The 23,999-nt window shown below is 73.0% G+C and carries 17 protein-coding genes; 10 read left to right on the top strand and 7 right to left on the bottom strand.

The genetic code is table 11. The features are described from left to right. Window positions 1-50: 50 nt before the first annotated feature. On the top strand, window positions 51-2,201 hold the full coding sequence (gene kdpB, locus ACIGJO_RS17640; RefSeq protein ID WP_399958843.1) for a potassium-transporting ATPase subunit KdpB: 2,151 nt from the start codon (window positions 51-53) through the stop codon (window positions 2,199-2,201). Window positions 2,202-2,282: 81 nt separating this feature from the next. On the opposite strand, the gene ACIGJO_RS17635 is transcribed toward kdpB, so the two are convergent. Together ACIGJO_RS17635 and ACIGJO_RS17630 are read right to left on the bottom strand one after the other, a co-directional pair. Continuing rightward, window positions 2,283-4,760 carry an ATP-binding protein gene (locus tag ACIGJO_RS17635; RefSeq protein WP_399958841.1) on the bottom strand — a complete coding sequence of 826 codons (2,478 nt, stop codon included), beginning with the start codon at window positions 4,758-4,760 and terminating at the stop codon, window positions 2,283-2,285. Between the two features lie 348 nt (window positions 4,761-5,108). After that, window positions 5,109-5,462, bottom strand: a complete 354-nt coding sequence (locus ACIGJO_RS17630; protein ID WP_266925534.1) for a DUF6204 family protein — start codon at window positions 5,460-5,462, stop codon at window positions 5,109-5,111. 223 nt (window positions 5,463-5,685) lie between these two features. Between ACIGJO_RS17630 and ACIGJO_RS17625 the strand changes: the two genes are divergently transcribed. After that, a complete protein-coding gene (locus ACIGJO_RS17625) occupies window positions 5,686-7,659 on the top strand; it encodes a DUF5107 domain-containing protein (RefSeq protein ID WP_399958838.1) in 1,974 nt (657 codons plus the stop codon). Window positions 7,660-7,683: 24 nt separating this feature from the next. On the opposite strand, the gene ACIGJO_RS17620 is transcribed toward ACIGJO_RS17625, so the two are convergent. The 3 genes from ACIGJO_RS17620 to ACIGJO_RS17610 all read right to left on the bottom strand — a co-directional run bounded on the left by ACIGJO_RS17620 (window position 7,684) and on the right by ACIGJO_RS17610 (window position 10,640). Next, window positions 7,684-8,037 carry a VOC family protein gene (locus ACIGJO_RS17620; RefSeq protein ID WP_399958836.1) on the bottom strand — a complete coding sequence of 118 codons (354 nt, stop codon included), beginning with the start codon at window positions 8,035-8,037 and terminating at the stop codon, window positions 7,684-7,686. Between the two features lie 98 nt (window positions 8,038-8,135). After that, the gene (locus ACIGJO_RS17615) at window positions 8,136-8,945 is read right to left on the bottom strand and encodes a class I SAM-dependent methyltransferase (RefSeq protein ID WP_399958834.1); all 810 of its coding nucleotides are present in this window, start codon (window positions 8,943-8,945) and stop codon (window positions 8,136-8,138) included. A 135-nt stretch (window positions 8,946-9,080) separates the two neighbouring features. Further along, entirely contained in the window at window positions 9,081-10,640 is a 1,560-nt protein-coding gene (locus ACIGJO_RS17610; RefSeq protein WP_399958831.1) for a bifunctional phosphatase PAP2/diacylglycerol kinase family protein, read from the bottom strand. A 179-nt stretch (window positions 10,641-10,819) separates the two neighbouring features. Between ACIGJO_RS17610 and ACIGJO_RS17605 the strand changes: the two genes are divergently transcribed. Next, a complete protein-coding gene (locus ACIGJO_RS17605) occupies window positions 10,820-11,668 on the top strand; it encodes an SMP-30/gluconolactonase/LRE family protein (protein WP_399958829.1) in 849 nt (282 codons plus the stop codon). Between the two features lie 410 nt (window positions 11,669-12,078). Beyond that, entirely contained in the window at window positions 12,079-13,284 is a 1,206-nt protein-coding gene (locus ACIGJO_RS17600) for an aminotransferase class I/II-fold pyridoxal phosphate-dependent enzyme (protein WP_399959003.1), read from the top strand. Between the two features lie 33 nt (window positions 13,285-13,317). Here the strand turns inward: ACIGJO_RS17600 and ACIGJO_RS17595 are convergent, their stop codons facing one another. Both ACIGJO_RS17595 and ACIGJO_RS17590 read right to left on the bottom strand, forming a co-directional pair. Then, window positions 13,318-13,947: a DedA family protein gene (locus ACIGJO_RS17595; protein WP_399958827.1), complete on the bottom strand. Its 630-nt coding sequence runs from the start codon at window positions 13,945-13,947 to the stop codon at window positions 13,318-13,320. Beyond that, a complete protein-coding gene (locus ACIGJO_RS17590) occupies window positions 13,944-14,720 on the bottom strand; it encodes an MBL fold metallo-hydrolase (RefSeq protein ID WP_399958825.1) in 777 nt (258 codons plus the stop codon). Before ACIGJO_RS17590 ends, ACIGJO_RS17595 begins: the two co-directional genes overlap by 4 nt. Before the next feature lie 195 nt (window positions 14,721-14,915). Here ACIGJO_RS17590 and ACIGJO_RS17585 point away from each other — a divergent pair, with 195 nt between their 5' ends. The 6 genes from ACIGJO_RS17585 to secD all read left to right on the top strand — a co-directional run bounded on the left by ACIGJO_RS17585 (window position 14,916) and on the right by secD (window position 23,914). Beyond that, window positions 14,916-15,320, top strand: coding sequence for a hypothetical protein (locus tag ACIGJO_RS17585; protein WP_399958823.1), 405 nt, complete (start codon window positions 14,916-14,918; stop codon window positions 15,318-15,320). 157 nt (window positions 15,321-15,477) lie between these two features. Further along, window positions 15,478-17,709, top strand: coding sequence for a phage holin family protein (locus tag ACIGJO_RS17580; RefSeq protein WP_399959001.1), 2,232 nt, complete (start codon window positions 15,478-15,480; stop codon window positions 17,707-17,709). Between the two features lie 36 nt (window positions 17,710-17,745). Then, window positions 17,746-19,869 (top strand): NAD-dependent DNA ligase LigA, encoded by a 2,124-nt coding sequence (ligA, locus tag ACIGJO_RS17575; protein ID WP_399958821.1) that lies wholly within the window; start codon window positions 17,746-17,748, stop codon window positions 19,867-19,869. A gap of 137 nt (window positions 19,870-20,006) precedes the next feature. After that, window positions 20,007-20,867 carry a rod shape-determining protein MreC gene (locus ACIGJO_RS17570; RefSeq protein WP_399958819.1) on the top strand — a complete coding sequence of 287 codons (861 nt, stop codon included), beginning with the start codon at window positions 20,007-20,009 and terminating at the stop codon, window positions 20,865-20,867. Next, window positions 20,864-21,514, top strand: a complete 651-nt coding sequence (locus tag ACIGJO_RS17565; RefSeq protein WP_399958817.1) for a hypothetical protein — start codon at window positions 20,864-20,866, stop codon at window positions 21,512-21,514. The genes ACIGJO_RS17570 and ACIGJO_RS17565 overlap by 4 nt, the downstream gene beginning before the upstream one ends. 36 nt (window positions 21,515-21,550) lie before the next feature. Beyond that, window positions 21,551-23,914, top strand: a complete 2,364-nt coding sequence (gene secD, locus ACIGJO_RS17560) for a protein translocase subunit SecD (RefSeq protein WP_399958815.1) — start codon at window positions 21,551-21,553, stop codon at window positions 23,912-23,914. Window positions 23,915-23,999: the final 85 nt, after the last annotated feature.

The raw sequence follows: 23,999 nt of genomic DNA, 5'->3' as shown, positions 1-23,999 counted from the left end.
GCGGCTCTCTCCCCATCGACCGATCAGGTCCCCTCAGAAGGTCTTCCGCGATGCATCCCGCCGCACCTCACCAGAGCCCGCCCTCGTCAGAGGAATCGCCTTCCCCGAAGGCGCGCTCATCCGGCCGGGCCACTCAGCCGGGCGGTCCTTTCGACCCCATGCAACTCCTGACGTCGTTCCCCGAGGCTCTGCGCAAGCTGCATCCGCGGGACCTGGCCCGTAACCCCGTGCTCTTCGTCGTGGCCATCGGATCGGCGCTGACCACGGTCTCGGCCCTTGTCCACCCTTCCGTCTTCACCTGGGTGGTCAGCTGCTGGCTCTGGCTGACAGTGATCTTCGCCAACCTCGCGGAGGCCGTTGCCGAGGGACGGGGCAGGGCGCAGGCCGAGTCCCTGCGCAGGGCGCGCACCGACACGGTCGCGCTGCGACTGCGGGGATGGCACGTCGGCATGGATCTGGGGTGCGCGGAGACCGAGACGGTGGCCGCGACCGAGCTCGGGCTCTTCGACTTCGTCGTGGTCGGGGCCGGGGAGATGATCCCGGCGGACGGCGATGTGGTCGACGGCGTCGCGGCCGTCGACGAATCGGCGGTGACGGGCGAATCGGCTCCCGTCATCCGGGAGTCGGGCGGGGACCGCAGCGGTGTCACCGGGGGTACGACGGTGCTCTCCGACCGCATCGTCGTCCGGGTCACCTCGCGCCCCGGTCACTCGTTCCTGGACCGGATGATCGCCCTGGTGGAGGGCGCCTCCCGGCAGAAGACGCCGAATGAGATCGCGCTCAACATCCTGCTGGCCGCCCTGACGCTGGTGTTCGTGCTGGTGGTGGTCTCGGTGCAGCCGATGGCTTCGTACGCGAACGCGGCCCAGTCCACGACGGTCCTGGTCGCCCTCCTCGTCACCCTCATTCCGACCACCATCGGGGCTCTGCTCTCCGCGATCGGGATCGCCGGCATGGACCGGCTCGTCCAGCGCAATGTGCTCGCCATGTCGGGCCGTGCCGTGGAGGCGGCGGGGGATGTCGACACCCTGCTGCTCGACAAGACCGGCACGATCACCCTGGGCAACCGGGAGGCCGTGGGTTTCGTGCCGATGCCCGGTGTGGAGGAGACCCATCTCGCCGACGCCTCCCGGTTCGCCTCGCTGGCCGACGAGACACCCGAGGGCCGCTCCGTTGTCGTACTCGCGAAGGAGCGCCACGCGCTGCGTGAGCCCACCGGGGTGGACCTGAGCAGGGCCAGGTTCATCGGCTTCACTGCCAGGACCAGGATGAGCGGGGTCGACCTGCGCTGGGACAACGGGGCCGCGACCCACATCCGTAAAGGCGCCGTGACGCAGGTGATCGGCTGGGTGCGCTCCTACGGAGGGCATGTCCCCGACGAGGCGCTCCGGTACACCGAGTCCATCGCCGCCTCCGGAGGAACCCCTCTCGCGGTCGCGGTGCACGACGGGAACGGGCCGCGGATCCTCGGCCTGATCCATCTCAAGGACGTCGTCAAGGAAGGCATCGGCGAGCGTTTCGCCCAGCTGCGCCGCATGGGTATCCGCACCGTCATGATCACGGGTGACAACCCGCTGACCGCCAGGGCCATCGCCCGGGAGGCCGGGGTCGACGACTTCCTCGCCGAGGCCACCCCCGAGGACAAGCTCGCGCTGATCAAGCGGGAACAGGAGGGCGGGAAGCTCGTCGCGATGACCGGGGACGGGACCAACGACGCCCCGGCACTGGCACAGGCGGACGTCGGTGTCGCGATGAACACCGGGACCTCGGCCGCCAAGGAGGCCGGGAACATGGTCGATCTCGACTCCAACCCGACCAAGCTGATCGAGATCGTCGAGATCGGCAAGCAACTCCTCATAACCCGGGGCGCGTTGACGACGTTCTCCATCACGAACGACGTGGCGAAATACTTCGCGATCATTCCCGCGATGTTCGCCGGTACCTATCCCGGTCTCGACGCGCTGAACATCATGGGCCTGCACAGCCCGACCTCCGCCATCGCGTCGGCGATCATCTTCAACGCACTGATCATCGTGGCGCTCATCCCGCTCGCGCTGCGCGGCGTGCGCTACGTCCCGGCCTCCGCTCACGATCTGCTGCGTCGCAACCTCGCGCTCTACGGTCTGGGCGGGCTGGTCCTTCCCTTCGTCGGCATCAAACTGATCGACCTGGCGGTTTCCGGGATACCGGGGATCGGCTGACCACGCGCCTCGTTCCCCTTCGAGGTGTCAGCCACCAGGCCCTGCGAGCCCGGAATCCACCGGCGGCCACGAACCCGTGCTTCACAGGAACTCCTGCACGGCGGCGGGCAGCGACAGTGCCATGGTCAGGCCACCACCAGGGGTGTCCTCCGGCGTCAGGGTGCCGCCCATGGCCTCGGCCAGGCCCCGGGCGAGAGCGAGACCGAGCCCGACCCCGGTCGTGTTGTCGGTGTCGCCCAGCCGCTGGAAGGGTACGAAAGCCCGGTCACGCTCGGCGGCCGCCAGGCCGGGGCCGCGGTCGATGAAGCGGAACTCGACCCGGTCGGCCAGGGCGCTCGCGGTGATCACGACCGGCCGGCCGGCCGGGCTGTACCGGACGGCGTTTCCGACGACATTGGCGATGATGCGTTCCAGCAGGGGCGGGTCCGCCACGACGGGCGGCACTCCGTTGGGGATACGGACCGTCACACCGGCCGGGTCGCAGGGCAGCGAGTCCAGCGCCGCCGGAAGCACCTCGTCGAGAGTGGTGGGCCGCAGGTCGAGGGTGAGGGCCCCCGCCTGGAGCCGGCTCATGTCGAGCAGGTTGTCGACGAGCCGGTTCAGCCGGGCCATGGACTCCTCGGCCGTCGACAGCAGTTCGGACCGGTCCTCCTCGCTGAATTCGACCTCGGTGCTGCGCAGGGAACTGATGGCGGCCCAGCCGGCCGCCAGCGGGGTGCGCAGATCGTGGCTGACGGCGGCGAGCAGCGCCGTACGCATGCGGTCGGCCGCCCGCACGGGCTCGACCTCGGCGGCGGCCTCGACGAGACGCGCGCGCTCAAGGGCCGCGGCCACATGCGCGGTGAAGGCCGTCAGGACACGCAGTTCGGACGCGGGAAGGGTGCGGCCCCGCAGGACCAGATGAGCGTCCGGGCCGACCGGCAGGTTGACGGCGCCGCCGTCCGCCGCCGGCCGGTCGAGCAGCTCCACGGAGGCCATCGCGAAGGTTTCCCGCGTGCGTTCGAGCAGGACCGGCACCGCCTGGTCCCCGCGGACGATGGATCCCGCCAGCGAGGACAGCGTCTCCGCCTCGGCGGTGGCCCGGGCCGCCCGGCGCGACAGCCGCAGCGACCGGTCGACGATCGCGGCCACGGTGGCCGCGACGACCGCGAACACCAGGAGCGCGAGGATGTTGTTCGGCCCGGAGACCGTGAACTCACCGATCGGCGGTATGAACCAGTAGTTGAGCAGCAAGGACGCCGTCACCGATGCCACGAGTGCGGACACCACCCCGCCGACGCAGGCCACCCCGACCACCACCACGAGGAACAGCAGGGCCTCACTCGTCAGATTGAGGCTGCCCCTGCTGTTGTCCAGCAGGAAGGTCAGAGCCACCGGGAGTACAAGGCCCGACACCGGCCCTGCGACGAGTCGTGCGGTCGGCAGGGTGCGCCGCCGTGAAGGCAGCAGCCGGCCTCCGCCGACGCGCTCATGGGTCACCATGTGCACGTCGATGTCCTGCGACAGTTCGACGATCGTTTCGCCGATACCACGACCGGTGAGAAACCGCTCCAGGCGTCTTCGTCTGCTGGTGCCGACCACGAGCTGCGTGGCGTTCTCGGCCCGCGCGAACTCGGAGAGCGCGGCGGCCACGTCGTCACCCACGACGGAGTGGTAGCTGCCGCCGAGACTCTCCACCAGCGCCCGCTGGCGGGCCAGCGAAGCCGATGACGTACCGCCGGTCAGCCCGTTGCTGCGGATGATGTGCACGGCCAGCAGGTCACCGCCCGCGCTGCGGTCGGCGATCCGGGCCGCGCGGCGGATGAGGGTCTCCCCCTCGGCACCCCCGGTGAGCGCCACGACGACGCGTTCGCGCGTCTCCCAGACGCGGTCTATGCCCTGTTCGGAGCGGTACTTCTGCAGCGCCTCGTCTACCCGTCCGGCCACCCACAGCAGCGCCAGCTCCCGCAACGCGGTGAGGTTCCCCGGCCGGAAGTAGTTGGACAGCGCGGCGTCGATCTTCTCCGCCTCGTAGATGTTCCCGTGCGCCATCCGGCGGCGCAGCGCCTCGGCGGGCATGTCGACGAGTTCGATCTGATCGGCGCGGCGCACCACGTCGTCGGGAACGGTCTCCCTCTGCGGTACACCGGTGATCCTCTCGACGACATCGCTGAGGGACTCCAGGTGCTGGATATTCACCGTGGTGACGACGTCGATGCCGGCGCTCAGAAGCTGCTCGACCTCCTGCCAGCGCTTGGCGTACCGGCCGCCGGGCGGATTGGCATGGGCGAGTTCGTCGATGAGCGCCACCTGAGGACGCCTCCGCAGCACAGCGTCACCGTCCAACTCGGCGCGCCCGCCGCTCCGGTGCGCGCCCGCCGCGCGAGGGATGACCTCCAGCCCGTTGAGCCGCTCCTCGGTGAGAGGGCGCCGGTGGCATTCCACGAGGGCCGCCACGACATCGGTGCCCCGCCGCGCCCTGCGGTGTCCCTCGTCGAGCATCCGGTAGGTCTTGCCGACGCCGGGGGCCGCTCCGAGGAAGACCTTGAGTCTTCCCCGTCCCACTTCTGATTCCGTCACCGCAGGCGCCTCCTCGCGCCGCACGCGCGGCCGGTTGTGGGGGCGTTCCCGCGTGGCCGCGGCGACGGGTGCTGCTGATCAGGATCGGCCGTGGACGACGGTCGGGGGGCCCGGCACGGCAACCTTGACGCGACCCTGATCCTGGCCGCGGGGGAGGCGTCGTTCTCCGCCGGAGCTCCCGCACCGCCGCCCGCCGGCTCGTGATGTCCCCGGAGCCGGGGCACCCCCCCGGGCAGGCCCATGGCAGGCCGAACGGCGGGAACGGCCCGATCAGATCCCCGGCGGGAACGTGCCGCCCGGTGTCATGCCCGCCCGGCCCCCGGTGTCATACCCGCCCCGGCCACGGTGTCATGCCCGCCCCGGTCCCCGGCGCCCCTTGTCATTGATCTTCATCGTGTCCATGTCCGTCACCGTGGAGCGCAGCTCGCCGTGGCCGTAGCCCTGTTCCCTCAGCGCGGTCTGCGCCCGGTCCTCGGCGATGGCCCCCGCCATCTCCTCGCCGTCCGCCGCGTCGGAGACCACCACATAGCGGAAGCTGAAGTGCTTGAGCACGGCGTCGTACGTCAGGGAGCCGTCCTCGGTGAACCGCATCGCCGTCAGACCGTGCGCTTCCACCTCCGACAGCAGCCGGGCACGGGCGCTGTCCGTCAGCCCCTCCCAAGTGCCCCGGACGATCACCCGGTAGGTGTGCTGCGTGCCCATCCTGTTGCCTGCCCTCCGTCCGGAACCCTTGCGGACCGAAGGGTACGGCGGGCAGGCCGGGCGGGCCCAGGGAATTTCCCCCTGCCGGAAGGCCGGCGGAGGGCGTCCACTCCTTTTCCGAAGTCTGACGGCTCCGCCCCTGGCCGGGTCGGCGTCCAGCGTGTTCCATGGTCATCGGGGGCGCCCGGACCTGCGGCGGCCCGTGCGAGGGAGCGAGGTTGTCTTGGCCACGACCGTACGACGTGCCGTACTGACTCTGCCCGCGGCGCCACGGGGACCGGAGAATCCGCTGCCCGCCCTGCGGACGCTCGACGAACCGCATGCCGTCGACGAGCGCGAGCGGCCCGGACTGCCCAGGGACATGGCGCGCCAGCTCGGCCACGAGCCGCTGCGCACGGTCCTGCCGGTGCGCGTCCTCGACGGGTACGGGCGTGAGCGTACCCCCACCGGCCTCGACGCGATCGTCATCGAGAACGACCGGCTGCGCGCCACGGTGCTGCCCGGCCTCGGCGGCCGGCTGCACTCCCTGCACCACAAGCCGACGGGCCGCGAACTGGTCTACCGCAACCCTGTGTTCCAGCCCGCCGATTTCGCGCTCAACGGTGCCTGGTTCTCCGGCGGCATCGAATGGAACATCGGCGCCACCGGCCACACCACCCTCTCCTGCGCCCCCGTCCACGCGGCCGTGGTCCCGGCCCCGGACGGCGGCCGGATGGTCCGGCTCTGGGAGTGGGAGCGGCTGCGGGACCTGCCCTTCCAGGTGGACCTGTGGCTGCCCGACGACTCCGACTTCCTCCATGTCGGCGTACGGATACGCAACCCGCACGAGCACCCCGCGCCCGTCTACTGGTGGTCCAACATCGCCGTCCCCGAGAGCGAGGGCACCCGGATCCTGGCCCCGGCGGACGAGGCCTGGCACTTCGGGTACGAGCGGAGCCTGACCCGGGTTCCCGTCCCGGAGACCGGCGGCACCGACCGCACGTACCCGCTGCGCAGCGAGTACCCGGCCGACTACTTCTACGAGGTGCCCGACGGCGCCCGCCGCTGGATCGCCGCCCTGGACGGGGACGGCCGCGGACTGGTGCAGACCTCCACCGATCTGCTGCGCGGCCGCAAGCTCTTCCTCTGGGGCAGCGGCGCGGGCGGACGCCGCTGGCAGCAGTGGCTGACCGAACCCGGCACCGGCGGCTACGCCGAGATCCAGGCCGGTCTGGCCCGCACCCAGCTGGAGCACGTCCCCCTCGAACCCGGCGCCGAGTTCAGCTGGCTGGAGTCGTACGGACCGCTGTCCGCGGACCCCGCCGTCGTGCACGGCGACGACTGGGGAGCGGCCCGCGCCGAGACGGAGCGGCGGCTCGCGGACGCCCTGCCGCGCACCGATGTCGACGCGGCGTACGCGGCGTGGCTGCCGTTCGCCGACACCGAGCCGGCGGATGTCCTCGCCACCGGCTCCGGCTGGGGCGCCCTGGAGGTGAAGCGGGCCGGTCTCGATCTGCCCGGCACCCCCTTCGCCGAGTCCACCCTCGGCGAGGAGCAGGGCCCCTGGCTGGAGCTGCTGCACCAGGGCGCCCTGCCCCGGCCGCGCCGGGCGGGCCCGCCCGGACCCTCGCTGGTCTCCCCGCACTGGCGCGACATGCTGGAGACCGCGCCCGCGGACGCGCTCACCGAGTACCACCTCGGAATCGCCCAGTGGCACGCCGACGACCGCGCCCAGGCCGTCCGCAGCTGGGAACGCGGCCTCGCCCTCGCCACGTTCCGCTGGCCGCTGCTGCGCTGTCTCGCCGTCGCCGCCCAGGACAGCGGCCAGGCGGACCGCGCCGCCGGTCTCTACGCCGAGGCGTTCGAGGACCTCTGCGCGGAACGCCGTGACGACGAGTCCGCGTCCTGGGCCGCCGCTGCCACGGCGCTGGCCCGTGAGGCGATCGAGGCGCAGCTCGCCGCCGGGCGTCCGGCGGCGGCCCGCGAGGTGTGGGCAGCCCTGGACCCCGCCGTCCGCGAGCGCGGCAGGTTCCGGCTCCTCGACGCCCGCATCCTGGTCGCCCAGGGGGAGACCGGGGCGGCGCGGGCGCTCCTCGACGCCGGCTTCGAGGTCGCCGATCTGCGCGAGGGCGCCGAGATCCTGGGCGAACTGTGGGCCGCGGTCAGCGAGGAGCCGCTGCCGGACGCGTACAACTACCGGATGCGCCCGAAGAACTGAGCGTACGGAGCCCGGACGGCCGGGTCAGGCGGGTACGTTGCGGTCCACGTACTCGAAGACCGAACCGTCCGGGTGCAGTGCGATGAGATTGCGGCCCGCCGGGGTCGGGACCGGGCCCGCGACGATGTGCGCGCCGACGCGGGTCAGGGCCGCGTGTGCCTCGTCGACGTCCTTGACCGCGATGGTCGCGGTCACCTTGCGGAGGATCTCCAGCTCCGACTCCGGTCCGCTCATCAGCAGGAAGCAGCCGATCGCGGCGACCGAGACCCCGCCGCGCTCGAAGCGCAGCGCCGGAGTGCTCGTCAGGGTCTCGTAGAAGGCCACCGAGGCCTCCAGGTCGTCGACGCAGATGCGCAGAGTGGTTCCGATGATTTCCATGCGTACGAGGGTAGTTGGCGCCCCCGGGGCGTGTGATCAGTTCCGCGCGGCCGGACCGTGGCTTTCCGGTTCGCGGTCCGGCCTGACAGGCGCGGGCGTCAGGCGCGGCACAGCAGTTCGCCGTGCGGGACCATGAACCAGCCGTCGTCCTCGGCGCCCCATGCGTGCCAGGCCCCCGCGATCTCCGTCAACCGCTCCGCGCTCGCGTGGCCGCCCTCCACCGCCCGCCTCGCGTACGCCGAACCGGTGGTGCGGTCCGCCCACATGGCGCTCCACCAGGCGCGGGACTCCGGTGTGGCGAAGCACCAGGCCGCCGCGGTCGGGGTGATGTCGGTGAAGCCCGCCCGCCGGGCCCAGGAGACCAGCCGGCGGCCCGCGTCGGGCTCGCCCCCGTTGGCGCGCGCCGTACGGCGGTACACCTCCAGCCACTCGGTCAGGCCGGGTGCCTCGGGATACCAGGTCATCGCCGCGTAGTCGCTGTCGCGTACGGCGACGAGGCCGCCGGGCCGGCAGACCCGCCGCATCTCGCGCAGGGCCTGGACCGGATCGCCCACGTGCTGGAGCACCTGATGGGCGTGGACGACATCGAAGGAGTCGTCCGGGAAGTCCAGCGCGTGGACATCTGCGGCGGCGAACGTGACGTTGTCCAGACCGCGTTCGCGGACCGCCCCGGCGGCCTGCGCGAGGACGCCGGGCGAGCTGTCGACGGCGGTCACCGGTCCCGGGGCGACCAGCGCCGCCAGATCGGCGGTGATGGTCCCGGGGCCGCAGCCGACGTCCAGCACCGCCATGCCGGGGCGGAGTTCGCCGATGAGGTACGCCGCCGAATTGGCGGCGGTCCGCCAACGGTGCGAGCGCAGCACCGACTCGTGGTGGCCGTGGGTGTAGACAGCGGTCTCCTTCGGCATGGCCGTGCGTCCTCTCTCGATATTTCTTCCGGCGTTCTCTTCCGGGTGTTCTCTCCCGCGAGCGGTACGGCCACGGTACGCCGCGATGTCGAATATTGAGATAGCCGTCTTGCCATGCGGTCATCGGGGCCTGTGTCATACGGTCATCGGGCAGTAGACGGTGAGTGCTTCCGGCAGCTTGTCGATCATCAACTCCTTCCCGGAGTGCGACACTTCGCCGTCGTACGCATACGGGGTCCCCGGCGCCAGTCCGGCGATCCGCACCCGGTGGCGCCGTACCGCCGCGTGCATCGGAGAACGGGTCAGCGGTCCGGCGACCGCCGTCGCGAGCAGCCGCAGGCCGGGAGTCCGGCCGCCGTGGACCACCCTGATGTCCAGCAGGCCGTCCGCCAGGTTGTGCCGGCGCCCGGGGGCGGGGCCCACCCGCTGGAAGAGCCCGTTGCCCACGAACAGCAGCCACAAAGGCCGCCGCCTGCCCTGGAGTTCGGCCTCCAGGGGGCTCTGTCCGCGCAGCACTTCGAAGGCGGCGAGCACCCCGGCGGGCCAGCCCCCGATCCGGGGCGCCCAGCGCTCCCGGGTCCGTACCAGCTCCGGATAGACCCCCAGGCTGAACGCGTTGAGGAAGTAGCCGTCCGCCCCGTCGGGCCCCTCGGGACCGGGCCGGAACCGTCCCAGGTCCACCCGGACGGCAGCGCCCGAGGCGAGAGCGGCCGCCGTGTCGTCGACCGTCTCGATGCCCAGGTCGTAGGCGAAGTGGTTGAGCGTCCCGCCGGGGAAGACGGCGAGCGGGATGCCGTGCGTCGCCGCGACGGCCGCCGCCAGGTTCACCGTGCCGTCACCTCCGCAGACTCCCAGCGCGCTGCCCCGGCCCGCCGCCCCGTCCAGTGCCCCGGACAGCTCGCCGGGCGCGCACTCCACGACCTCGGCGAGCGGCAGGGCGTCGCGCACCAGCGACGCGGTCGCGGTCGCCGTGCCGGACTCCTCGTTGACCACGACGACGAGACCCTTGCCGGACACCAGCGCCGGAGCCGTCGCCGGCGGCCTCCCCGGCGGCGGCAGCTGTCCCCGGGTCGGTACGACTCCGCGCAGGGCGAAGGCGGCCCCCACACCGAGCGCCGCGCCGGCCAGCACATCGCCGGGATAGTGCACGCCCGTGTAGACGCGGGAGGCGGCCACGGCCACGGCGAGCGGCGCGACGACAGCACCCCAGCCCTTCGACTCCAGGGCGACCCCCGTGGCGAAGGCCGCCGCGGACGCCGCGTGACCGGAGGGGAAGGACGTGGTGAACGGCTGTCTCTTGAGCTGCCGCACCAGCGGGACCAGGTCCAGTACCGGCCGTTCCCTGCGCACCGCCCGCTTGCCGACGGTGTTGATCGCCGCCGAGGCGACGGCCAGCGAGGCGACCCCGCGCAACGCGGCCCGGCGCGCTCGGGCGCTGCCGCCCAGTGCCGCCATCGCGGCCGCCGCACCGAACCACAGCAGCCCGTGATCGGCGCCGCGGCTCAGCCGGGGCAGCACCGCGTCGCCGGCCGGCCAGCTGCGGGCGGCGACGTTCCGGAAGAGCGCGAGGTCACCGCTGTGCAGCAGCCCGCGCAGCCGGGCCGTCACGGGCGCGGGGACGGGGGAGCGGACGGGGGAGGAGGCGGGGAAGGGAAAGGACGAGGGGACGGAGGGCATGACGCGTGGTGAGGGCATGGGTCAGCGAATACCCGGCCCGGCCATGATGAATCGGCAGGCGCGCCGCGGCGAAGGTCACACCGGCGGCGGCCGCCCCCGCGGAGCCGGGCCGCGCAAGCGGATCCGTACGATGACCGGGCGTCGTACGCGTGTACAAGGGTGGGCGCGGAGCGGCCCGGACATCACCTGGAGCAGTCATGAACATCCGACCGGAAGTGGCCGTGCGCGAACAGGCGCAGCTCGGTGAAGGACCCACCTGGGACCCGGCGACCGGGCGGCTGATCTGGGTCGACATCCTCTCCTGCCGCGTCCACACCTACGACCCGGAGACCGGCCGGCGCACCGTCATGGCCACCGGGCAGCACGTCGGAGCGGCCAAGCCGCGCGCCGGTGGCGGCCTGGTCGTCAATCTGCGCGAGGGCATCGGGCGCTACGACGCGGACGGCACCTTCTCCTGGCTGTTCCACGACCCGGTCCCGGGACGGCGCGGCAACGACGCCGCCGTGGCACCGGACGGTTCCCTGTGGGCGGGCACCATGCGGGACGACGCGGCCGAGACCGGCGGCGGCCTCCACCGCGTCGCGCCCGACGGCACGGTGACGGACACGGTGGGTGCGGTGGCGTGCAGCAACGGCACCGGGTGGAGCCCGGACGGCCGGCTCATGTACTACATCGATACGCCCACCCTCCGGATCGACGTCCTGGACGTGGACGGGGAGCACGTGCGCGACCGCCGCCCGTTCGCGACGATCGAGCCCGGCGCGGGCGCCCCCGACGGGCTGACGGTCGATGCCGAGGGCTGTGTCTGGGTCGCGCTGTGGAACGGCTGGGCCCTGCGCCGCTACACCCCCGACGGCAGGCTGGAGCGCACGGTCGCCCTGCCGGTACCGCGCCCGACGTCCTGTGCGTTCGGTGGCCGGGACTTGCGCGACCTGTACATCACCTCCGCCCGGACCGGCTGCGACGCCCCGCCCCCGCTCTCCGGCTCGCTGCTGGTCCTGCCGGACGCGGGACTCGGTCTGCCGGGCACACCGTTCGCCGGCTGACCGGGGGACCGGCCGGCGTCGGCCGGTTCGCACAGCTGGACGGGCGCCGTGTCCCAAACCTCCGTATAAAGGGCCCTGAGGGCAGTGCGGGTACGCGGTGGGCAGGTACGCGGCAGGCACGGGTGCGCGGTACGTACGGCAGACCCGGAGCACGGACGTACGACGGTACGAAGCGGGCGTGACGCGGGCACGAGGTACGGACGGGGGCAGGAGCGGGCGGGGAACGCGGAGGCGGCGAGCGGAGGAGGGCCGGGATGCACGGGACCGGGAGTGCCGGGAGTACGGGGAGTACCGGGCGCGACGGAGGTGCCGGGAGCGGTGGGAACGGTGGGAACGGCGGGAGTACCGGGCGCGACGGAGGTGCCGGGAGCGCCGGAAGTGCCGGGCGTGACGGGCACGTGGCGCATCACGTGCGGGAGGACCACGGTCCCGTCCGGTTCGGTCCGCCCGCCCCCGACCCGGGCCTGCCGGTACTGCCCGAGCTGGCCGAGGTCCTGGCCGCCGCGGCGGACGGGGCCCGGCCCGAACCTCCCGGCGGCGGAACCGCACTGCGCGAGGCTGCCTGTGCCTACTGGGCCCGCCGCGGGCTGCGCGGCGGCCCCCAGCACGTCGCGGCCGCCCCCGGCGCTCAGTCCCTGCTCCTCGCGCTGATCGCCGCGCACGGCGGCGACGTCCTGATGCCGCGCCCCTGCCCCACCACCTGGATGCCGCAGGCGCGGCTGCTCGGCCGGCCCGCCTACCATGTGCCGACCCCGGCCGAATGCGGCGGCATCCCCGACCCGTACGCCCTGCTGGAGACCGTGCGCCGGGTACGGGCCGAGGGCGGCCGACCCCGGCTGCTGCTGCTCTCCGTGGCCGACGACCCGACCGCCACCGTCGCACCGCCCGAGCTGGTCAACGAGGCGTGCGAGGCCGCCGTCGCCGAGGGGCTGCACATCATCAGCGACGAGACCTGGCGCGACACCCTGCACCGGCCCCATGACACGGTCCTGCTGAGCCCCGCCGAGATGTTCCCCGGCGAGGTCACGGTGGTCAGCGACCTGGCCGGCGCGCTGACCCCGGCCGCCTGGCCCGTCGCGGTCGCCCGCTTCCCGGACACCGGGCGGGCCGCCGTACGCCACGCCCGTACCCTCGACATCCTCACCGCGCTGGGCGCACTGGTCGCGGGACCCGTCGCGCACGCGGCGGCCCACGCGCTGGGGGAGCCGGACTCCGTCACGGCCAGAATCCGGCAGACCGCGGAGCTCCAGGCCCGGGTCGCCGCCGCCGCGCACCGCGCCGTGCTCGCGTCGGGGGCGCTGGCCAGACCCCCGCAGGCGGGCCGTCATCTCTACGCCGACCTCGGCCCGCTCCGCTCCCGGCTGGCCACCCGGGGCGTCACGGACTCGATGGAGCTGGAGGAGTATCTGACGGGCCGCCTCGGAGCCCCGGCTCCCGGCGGACACCGCTTCGGCGACGAACTGGGCGCACTGCGGGTACGCCTGGGCACCGGGCCGCTGCTCGGAGCGACGCCGCAGGAGCAGCGGGAATCCCTCACCGCGGTGGAGCCCCTGAAACTTCCGCATGTGGCGAAGGCGCTGAGTGATTTCGCGGCGGCCTTCGACGAACTGAGATGAGCCCCGCCGGCGGGACCGCCCGGCCGGCCGGTCTCAGCTACCGCTCTTCGTCCGCAGCCTGCGCCACACCGCCGGGGCACCGCTGATCAGCAGCGTCAGCCCCACCGCCGCGACCACGCCCTGCCACGGTTCCGGAAAGAGCGAACCGCCCAGAATGCCGATCAGCTGGTACGTCGCCGCCCACGCCAGACACGCCGGTACGTCGCCCCGGGCGAACCGCCGCAGCGGCATCCGGCCGAGGAGGCAGGCCAGCATCACCGGTATCCGGCCGGCCGGCACCAGCCGGGACAGCACCAGCACCACCACACCGTGCTCGTCGAGCTTCCGCTGCGCCTGCGCCAGCCGCTCCGGAGCCGCCCGGCGGCTGATCGTCTCCAGCCACTTCGAACCGTTCCTGGAACGCACCCCGCGCTGCCCCAGCCAGTACAGGCAGATGTCCCCCAGGAACGCCGCGGACGACGCCACGACGAACACCACGAGCAGCGCGAACGGTGCCGTCTGATGGAAGGCCACCACCGCGGCCGAGCTCACCAGGGCCCCGGTCGGCACCACCGGAACCAGCGACCCCAGGGCCACCAGCAGGAACAACGAGGGATAGCCGACCACCTGCTGCGTCGACTCGGCCGGCAGCTCGCGCACGACCCCCTGGATCTCATGGATCACCGGCCGGCCTCCGGCCGTACCCGTTCGCCGTGCCCCAGCAGATGCACCGCGACCTTCGGGGCCACCCGCGCCGCCTGCCGGACGAACTCGTCGCCCGGCGAGTGGAACTCGTGCGGACGCACACCGTCCAGCCCGATCGGCCAGTACGTGCCGTAGTGGACCGGTACCGCCGCACTCGGCCCCAGCCGGGTCAGCGCCTCGGCGGCGCGGGCCGGATCCAGATGGCTGTGGCCGAGGTTCGGCCCCCAGCCGCCCACCGGCAGCAGCGCCACGTCCACCGGCCCCACGGCTTCGGCCATGGTGTCGAACAGCCCGGTGTCCCCGGCGAAGTACGTCCGTGCCTCACCCTCCACCACATAGCCGAGCGCGGGCACCCGGCGCGGGCCGAAGGGCAGCCGCCGCCCGTCGTGCAGCGCCGGAACCGCCCGTACGCGCACCTCGCCGACCCGGACGACATCCCCCGGCGCCACCTCGGTGATCCGGAACGCACGCATCCGGCGCAGCATCCGCAGACCGGGCACGGTGGCCACCGCTCCGCCGGGCACGATCAGCCGGCTGCCGGGAGCCAGCCGCGCGAGCGACGGCAGATGCAGGTGGTCGGAGTGCAGATGGGAGATCAGGACCACATCGGCCACCGTCGCCCGGGGCGGCGGAAGCTCGCCCCGGCGCCGGCGCAGATGTGCCAGACGCCGAACGAACAGCGGATCGGTCAGCACCCGCACCCCGGAGTCCTCGACCGTGCAGGTGGCATGACCCCACCAGGTGACCTCCACCGGCAGTCCCGCCTCCTCGCTCGTCGCCCCGGAGCCGCGGTGAACCGCGGCTCCGGGTACGAGCGTAAGCGCCGCGCGCCGGTGGCACGCCGGAGTGCGCCTTGTCGCCCGATTCCGCGGCGGTACGACCGGTTACGGACGGCTACCGACCGGGTAGGGTCGGCCCCCGGGATTCCACATACGGGGGGACCGTTCATGGGGGACGTACGGGTGGCGGCCATCGCCAGCCTCACACCGCTCGAGGAGCTCGACGGCGATCCGTTCCTCGTCGACACCCGCAGCCAGCACGCCATGTGCGCGCGCTGGGCGGCGGGGCACGGCTACGCCGTCACCCGGCAGCTGCGTGTCTACGGGCTCCGCTTCGACCACCGCGCCCTGTGGAGCGATGTCGAGGACGGTCAGGTCGAGCTGTTCGTGGCGCCCAACGACCGGGTGCTCGCACGGGCGGTCACCTCGGTGTCCGATTTCACCGCGGAGTGCGAGCGCCGGGGCGTGCGCCTGGAACTCGCCGGGCTGGACGAGCCGGACTACACGGCACGGTCGAAGGCCGGCGTCCACCGCAGGCTGTCCATGCCCACCGCCGGCTACGACGGCTGCTGATCACCCCGGGAGCGGCTGCGGTCCCGCTCCGCACTCCGGCTCCGCCGTCCGGGGGACCCGCTGTGAAAGGCTGGGTCCGGGTCCACGACGGACGGACCCGGACGTGAGGTGGAACGGCGTGGTTGACGGGCGATGGCGTACGGCAGGCAGCGCCCTGATGAGAGTGGTCGCGGTGTGGGCGGTGTCCACCCTGACGATGCTGGCGCTGGCCGGGATCCTGCCCGACTTCCAGCTCCAGTCCGACGACGGTGACAGCATCACCAAGACCGCGTTCACCGCGGCATGGGGCGCGGGCGCGTTCGGCCTGCTCTCCGCGCTGGTCTGGCCCGTCCTGGTCCGGGCCCTGCTCATCGTGCCCGCCCTGGTCCTCGGCATGCTGGTCTTCTTCCTCAACGGCTCCCTGCTGCTGATCGCCCTGCGGCTCATCCCGGACGGGCGCGGGGCGGCCGACCCCCAGACGGCGGTGGTCGTCGCCGCCGTCATGTCCGCCGTCGCCTCCGCGACCTCCACCGCGCTCGCGGTGCGGGACGACAACGCCTACCGGCGCAGGCTCTCCCGGCTCGCCGACCGGCGGCGCCGCCGCAGCGGCACGGCCGGCACCGCGGACGGCGGACGCGGCGGACCCCCCGGCATCGTCTTCCTCCAGCTCGACGGGGTCGGCCACGACGTTCTGACCAGGGCGGCGGCCGACGGGCTGATGCCGGCCGTCGCGGGCCGGCTCGCCGACGGATCCGGCCACCGGCTGACCCCGTGGCGCACCGACTGGTCCAGCCAGACCGGTGCCAGCCAGCTCGCCATCCTGCACGGCAGCAACCACGATGTGCCCGCCTTCCGCTGGTACGAGAAGGAGACGGGGACCGTTATGGTCTCCAGCCGACCGGCGAGCGCCCTCGACATGCAGCGCCGGGCCATAGCGCACACCCATGACGGCGGACTGCTCACCGTCGACGGCGCGAGCCGCGGCAACCTCTTCAGCGGCGGCGCCGACCAGCTCGCGCTCGTCCTGTCGATGGCCGCCCGGCGGGGCAAGGGCCGCCGGTCCCGCGCCGGGTACTTCGCGTACTTCTCCGATCCGGCCAACGCCGTCCGTACCGCGCTGTCCTTCGTCGCCGAGGTCGGCCGCGAGATAGGCCAGTCGACCCTGGCCCGGCTGCGCAAGGAGGCGCCCCGGATCAAGCGGGGCGGGCTCTACCCCTTCATCCGGGCCTTCGCCACCGTCGTCGAACGCGATGTGGTGGTCTCCGCCGTCATCGGCGACATGTTCGCCGGACGCACCGCCGTCTACGCCGACCTCGTGGCCTACGACGAGGTCGCCCATCACTCCGGGCCGCACAGCCGCGACGCGGACAAGGTCCTCGCCCGGCTCGACCGCTCCCTCGCTCTGATCACCAAGGTCGCCGAGCACACCCCGCGCACCTACCGGATCGTGCTGCTCTCCGACCACGGCCAGAGCCCGGGGGAGACCTTCGCCGGAATGTACGGGCTCACCCTCAAGGACCTGGTACGGGCGGGCTGCGGGCTGCCCGTACCGCGCCGGGCGCAGCGCACCCGCAGCGCCTCGGAGGCGCGCGACGCGGTCCGGATCGCGCTGCACCGACCCGTGGAGGAGAAGGAGGCCGAGCACCCGGCCAAGCTCTCCGACCCGATCGTGCTCGCCTCCGGAAACCTCGGACTGCTCTCCTTCCCCGACATCCCGGGCCGCGCTTCTCGCGAACAGCTCGACCGCCGCCACCCCGCGCTGCTCAGCACGCTGGCCAACCACCCGGGGATCGGATTCCTCCTCGTCCGCAGCGAGGAGCACGGCTCGGTGGTGCTGGGCCGGGGCGGGGCCGAGGTCCCGGTGCGGGAGCTGAAGGACGGTACGGGCCCGCTGGCCGGGTTCGCCCCGGGTGCGGCGGCCGCGGTGCGGCGCACCGACACCTTCCGGAACGTCGCGGACATCATGGTCAATTCGATGTACGACCCCAGCACCGGCTTCGTGCACGCCTTCGAGGAACAGATCGGCTCGCACGGCGGGCTCGGAGGCGAGCAGTCGCGCCCCTTCCTGCTGTGGCCGCGCGCCCTGACGGACCCGTTCGACATCGTCGCAGCGGAGGGCGAGGAGGGCGCGGAGAGCGGCAGCCGGGTGTCCGGGAGCGAGTTGGTGGGTGCCGAGACCGTCCACCGGGTACTGGCCCGCTGGCTGAGCGAACTCTCGGGGCCGCAGGTGCCGGTGAGCCCGGCGGGATTCGCCGGGGCGGAGCGGGCGGACGAGCCGTTCCCGGCCGACCGCGTACCGGCCGACCCCGCACCGGACACGCCCGTACCGGCCGACCCCGCACCGGACACGCCCGTACCGCACACACCCGTACCGGACACCGATGAGACGGTGCCGGGCAGTCCGGGCTGAGCTGTCCGCGGGGCGTTGTCAGTGGTGGGCGGCAGGATGGTGGCCATGACGAACTCAGCTGTTGTGCTCGCCGATGCCGCCGCCTACGCCGCCGCTGTCGAACAGGCGTCGCAGGCCGCCGCCGCGTATTACGCCACGGGCGAGAGCCCGCTCGACGACGACGCGTACGACCGGCTGGCACGCGGGATCGCCGCATATGAGGACGCGCACCCGGAGGAGGTGCTGGCGGCCTCGCCGACGGGCAAGGTCGCGGGCGGCGGGGCCGTCGGGGACATACCGCACACGGTCCCCATGCTGTCGCTGGACAACGTCTTCTCCGCCGAGCAGTTCGTCACCTGGACCGCCTCCCTGGAGCGGCGGATCGGCAGGCCGGTGGCCGCCTGGAGCGTGGAGCCCAAGCTCGACGGCCTCGCCGTCGCCGCCCGCTACCGGCAGGGGAGGCTCGACCGGCTGATCACCCGGGGCGACGGCACCGCGGGCGAGGACGTGTCGCACGCCATCGGCACGATCCTCGGCCTCCCCGAGCGGCTCGACGAAGCGGTCACCCTGGAGGTGCGCGGCGAGATCCTCATGACGGACGAGCAGTTCGAGCAGGCCAACGCCACGCGTACGGAACACGGCGGTGCCCCCTTCGCCAATCCGCGCAACGGGGCGGCGGGCACCCTGCGTGCCAAGGACCGGCCCTACCGTGTCGAGATGACCTTCTTCGCCTACGGTGCGCTCGCGCTGCCCGATTCCGGGGAGCTGACCGACACCCTGGCCGAACTGCCGCACAGCGAGGTCCTGTCGTACGTCGCCGGGCTCGGCGTGCACACGGCGGCGGACACGGACGTGGCGCCGCGCACGGTGAACACCGTCGAGGAAGTGCAGTCGGGAGTGGCCGGGATCGGCGCCCTGCGGGCCTCGCTGCCGTTCGGGATCGACGGCATCGTGATCAAGGCGGACCTCGCCGCCGACCAGCGCGAGGCCGGTTCCGGGACCAGGGCCCCGCGCTGGGCCATCGCGTACAAGCTCCCGGCCGTGGAGAAGGTCACCCGTCTGCTGGCCGTCGAGTGGAACGTGGGCCGCACCGGCATCATCGCGCCGCGCGCGGTGCTGGAACCGGTGGAGATCGACGGGTCGACCGTCAGCTACGCGACCCTGCACAACCCCGCCGACATCACCCGCCGCGACCTGCGCCTCGGGGACCAGGTGATGGTCTACAAGGCGGGCGACATCATTCCGCGCATCGAGGCACCGGTCGCGCATCTGCGGACCGGCGACGAGCAGAAGATCGAATTCCCCGGGAGCTGCCCGCAGTGCGGTTCCGAGATCGACACGAGCGAGCAGCGCTGGCGCTGCACCCGGGGCCGTGACTGCCGGCTGGTCGCCTCCGTGTCGTACGCCGCGGGCCGCGACCAGCTCGACATCGAGGGGCTGGGCGCCACCCGGGTCGTCCAGCTCGTCGACGCGGGCCTCGTCAGCGACTTCGCGGACCTGTTCATGCTGGAGCGGGAGCAGCTGCTGACCCTGGAGCGGATGGGCGAGACGTCCACCGACAATCTGCTGGCCGCCATCGAGACCGCCCGCAGCCGCCCGCTGTCCCGCGTCTTCTGCGCCTTGGGGGTACGGGGCACGGGGCGCTCCATGTCCCGCCGGATCGCCCGCTATTTCGCCACCATGGACCGGATCGTCGCCGCCGACACCGAGACGCTTCAGCTGGTCGACGGCATCGGCAAGGAGAAGGCCACCGGTGTGGTCGCGGAACTGGCCGAGCTGGCCCCGCTGATCGACAAGCTGGTCAGGGCGGGGGTCAACATGACGGAGCCCGGCGCCACGCCGCCGCCGGAGCCCGGGGCGGAGCAGGACGCCGGAGCGGACGCGGGCCCGGGGTCCCAGGCCGGTGAGGGTGCCGCGGACCTGCCCCTGGACGGGATGACCGTGGTGGTCACCGGTGCCATGACCGGCACCCTGGAGAAGCTGTCCCGCAATCAGATGAACGAGCTGATCGAGCGGGCCGGCGGCAAGTCCTCCTCCAGCGTCTCCAAGCGCACGAGCCTGCTGGTCGCCGGGGAGAAGGCCGGATCGAAGCGGAGCAAGGCGGAGGACCTGGGCGTCCGGATCGCGGCGCCGGAGGAGTTCGCGGAACTGATCGCCGCGTTCCTGGAGCAGGAGGCCTGATCAGGGAACCTTTGATTGGGCAAGGAAGTGGCTTTCCTTGCCGCGGTATTGCATAGTGAGGGATCGGTCATGCCTCGCTATCAGCGGGTCACATGGGTATGCGGACGGCTGTGGTGGCAGGCCGGGGGTGAGGGGCGATGCGTTCTTTGCGCGACGGACAGCGCTTCGTCCGGCCCGTCCACCGGGAAGGTCCGTCGATCCGGGCCCACCGGGAGCACCCCGTGCGTCCGGCACCCGGCGACCGGCCGCTCGCCGGGCGGGGCCTCGCGGTCGACCTCGGCAGCTCCCGGACCCGCGTGTGGGTTCCCGGACACGGGCTCGTGGCCGACCCCGTCCCGGACGACGGTTCCCGGCGGCCCGTGCGGCGCGGACGCATCGTCGACCCCGAGTCCTGCGGCCGGCTGCTCGGCCGGATCGCCGACGCGGCCCTCGGCCCGGACCGCAGTGACAGCGTGATCGTCCTGAGCCATCCGGTCCTCGCCGGAGCCGAACACCGTACCGAGGCACACCGGCTGCTCGCCGCGCTCGGCCCGACGAGAGTCCTCGTGCTGAACAGCGCCCGCGCCGCCGCCGCGTACGCCGGACCGCAGGACAGCGGGCCGCTGCTCGTCGTCGACATGGGCGCCGAACTGACCGAGGTGACGCTGCTCGTGAACGGCATGGTCGCCGACGCCCGGCAGGCCGAGACCGGACTCAGCGACCTGGACCCGGCGACCCTGCCGACGGCGCTCGTCCGCACCGTGCTCGACATGATCATGTCCATGTGGCGGCAGGACCGGCACGGCACCGTCCTCGGCGCCCTGCGCAAGGGCCCGGTGCTGGCCGGAGGCGGCGCGCTGCGCCCCGACATCACCGACCGGCTCGCCCTCCGGCTCGGGGTACGGCCCCGTCTCGCCGACGATCCGTCGACCACGGTCGTACGGGGCGCCGGGCTGATCCTCAGCTCCGTCCTCCGGCACGCCGCCACGCCGGCCGTCCTGCCCGGCCCTCCGAGGTGACCCCCCTCCCGGGGCCGCCCCGGGGCAGCGCACCCCCGCGGGGACGGCAGGCCGCACCGGCACGCGGGCGGCACACCCTGGCCCTGCTGCTCCTCGCCGTCCTCACCCTGATCGGCGGTGTGCCCGCGGCCGCCGGAGCGGCGCTCCCCGCCCGGGTCTTCTCCGGGCCGGCGCACGTCGCCGCCCACGCACCCGTCGCCTTCGCTCCCGCCCAGCACACCGACCGCACGGCACGCACCTGGCAGATCCACGACTCCCGCCGGGCCCGGCCGGCCGCGGCGCACGGACACGACATCCGTACGGCGGTGGCCACCGGACCGGACATCCGCGGCACCCGCACCGCGGCGACCACCGCCGACGAGCGCCCCCGGGCAGCGGTCACAGCCGCCCCGCATCCCCGGGCGGGCCTCCTGCGGGCCCAGGCGCCCAGCCATTCGCCTCCGCCCGCCCACAGCGTTCTGCCACCGCATGCGCCGGTCCTGCCCGTTCCGGGCACCCGCACGGTGTCCTTCACCCACGCCGCCTCCCGGGTACCCGAGGGAAGTCCGGCCACGCTCCCCGGTGTACGGGGTCCTCCCGGGGCGGCGTCCGGTCCCACGACCGGTCACCGGTCCCGTCCCACAGACCTGCCGTCCCGTCCTCGCTGAGGTGAGGGCGCAGGACGCCCCACCGGAGGATTTCCCATGTCTCGCGCCACCACGGTGCGAGCGGTACTGGCTGCCGCCGTGCTGCTCGTCTCCGTGTTCATCACGCTGACCATGTCACCCAGACTCGGCCTCGATCTCCAGGGCGGCACCCGTATGGTGCTCCAGGCCAAGGACTCCGGCACCACGAAAGCGGACCGGGAGAGCACCGACCGCACCCTGGAGGTGCTGCGGCAGCGCATCGACTCCCTCGGCGTCTCCGAACCGACCCTGACCCGTTCCGGCGAGGACCGGATCATCGTCGAACTCCCCGACGTGCAGGACCCGCGCCAGGCCGCCGAGGTGATCGGCAAGACCGCCCAGCTGACCTTCCACCCCGTACAGGGACCGGGCGTCGCGCCGGACGCGGAAGCACCGGAGGAGAAGGACACCCCCGACGCACCGGACACCCCCGACGCACCGGAGAAGAAGGACACCCCCGGCGGCGAAACCCTGACGCTCTCCGACGAGCAGGGCCGTTCCCTGGCGCTGGGCCCCGAGCGGCTCTCCGGCGCGGGGGTCAAGGACGCCACCGCCGCCTTCGACGCCCAGAGCGGCGCCGGATGGACCGTGTCGCTCGACTTCGAGAAGGACGCGGGCCGGGACTGGAAGCGGCTGACCGGCGAGGCCGCCTGTCACCCCGCCCAGGACGAGCGGCGCCGGGTCGCCATCGTCCTGGACCAGAAGGTGATCTCCTCGCCGCAGGTCGACCCGTCGGTCGGCTGCAACGTCGGGCTTCCGTCCGGGAACACCCAGATCACGGGCTCCTTCAGCGCCGACGAGGCCCGTGACCTGGCCCTGCTCATCAAGGGCGGCGCGCTGCCCGTACCCGTCGAGATCGTCGAACAGCGGACCGTCGGCCCGACCCTCGGCGCCGAGGCCATCGAGGCGAGCGCCAAGGCGGCGCTGATCGGAGCGGCCGCCACCGCGCTGTTCATCACCTGCGTCTACCGGCTCTTCGGAGCCCTCGCCGCCGTGGCCCTCGCCGCCTACGGGGTGATCTCGTATGCCGCCCTGGTCGCGCTCGGCGTCACCCTCACCCTCCCCGGGCTCGCCGGATTCGTCCTCGCCATCGGGATGGCCGTCGACGCGAACGTCCTGGTCTTCGAACGCGCCCGGGAGGAGAGCGCGCTACGGCCGAACCGTTCCCTGCCGTCCGCGCTCACCGCCGGATTCCGCAACGCCTGGAGCGCGGTCGCCGATTCCAATGTGACCACGCTGATCGCCGCGGGGCTCCTCTTCTTCCTCGGCTCGGGCCCGGTCAAGGGCTTCGGTGTCACCCTGGCCATCGGAGTGCTCGCCTCGATGTTCTCCGCGCTCGTCATCGCCCGCGCGCTCACCGAGATCGCGGCGGGCTCCCGGTTCGTCAGCACCTACCCGGGGGTCAACGGCATCGCCCGGCCCGGCCGGGTACGGACCTGGCTGACCCGCCGTGATCCGCGGCTGTTCCGCTCGCCCCGCCGCTGGCTGCTGTTCTCCACGGCGCTGGTCGCCGTCGCCGTGCTCGGCATCACGGTGCGCGGCGTCAACCTCGGCGTCGAGTTCACCGGCGGCCGCCTCATCGAGTACTCCACCAGCCGCCCCGTCGACGTGGACACGGCCCGCGACACCCTGGCCGCCGCGGGCTTCGGCGACGCCGAGGTCACCACCGCGGGGGCGGGCGACCTCTCCGTACGCACCGGGAAGCTCGACAACGACGGGGAGCACGCACTGCGCTCCGCCCTGGCCGCCGAGGGCGGCGAGACCACCAAGGTGCGCGACGAACTGATCGGGCCCAGCCTCGGCGACGAGCTGCGGCGCAACGCCCTGATTGCCCTCGCCGTCGCCGTGTTCGTCCAACTCGCCTATCTGGCGGTCCGGTTCCGCTGGACGTTCGCCGTGGCCTCGGTCGGCGCGCTCGTCCACGACGTGATCGTGCTGGTCGGCGCCTTCGCCTGGCTGGGGCGTCCGGTCGACGGCATCTTCCTGGCCGCGCTGCTCACCGTCATCGGCTACTCGGTCAACGACTCGGTGGTGGTCTTCGACCGGGTGCGGGAACTGTGGGCCAGAAGTCCGCGCTCACCGCTGGCCACCGTCGCCGAACGGGCGGTCCTGCAGACCGTTCCCAGAACCGTGAACACCGGTATGGGCGCCCTGTTCATCCTGGCCGCGCTCGCCGTACTGGGCGGCGACTCGCTCGCCGACTTCGCGCTCGCCCTCCTCATCGGCGTCTGCGTGGGGACGTACTCCTCGGTGCTCACCGCCGTGCCGGGCGCGATCGTGCTGGAGAGGAGCAGCAAGGCACCGCCGCCGGCCCGGTCCAAGGGCCGGCGGACCGCGCCGGCCAAACGCCGCGACCCGCTGGACAACGGAGCCAGGGTCTGACCCCCGCGCCGCCCCCGCCGCGATGCGGGGGCGGCGCGCGTCGGTGGCCACGAACCGCAGGCACAACACGGCACAATCCGGACCA

It is taken from the genome of Streptomyces sp. NPDC079020 (genome assembly GCF_044542225.1).
Lineage (GTDB): Bacteria > Actinomycetota > Actinomycetes > Streptomycetales > Streptomycetaceae > Streptomyces.
Note: the sequence above shows the minus strand (reverse complement) of the source record. Positions and strands in the feature narration are given on the sequence as shown.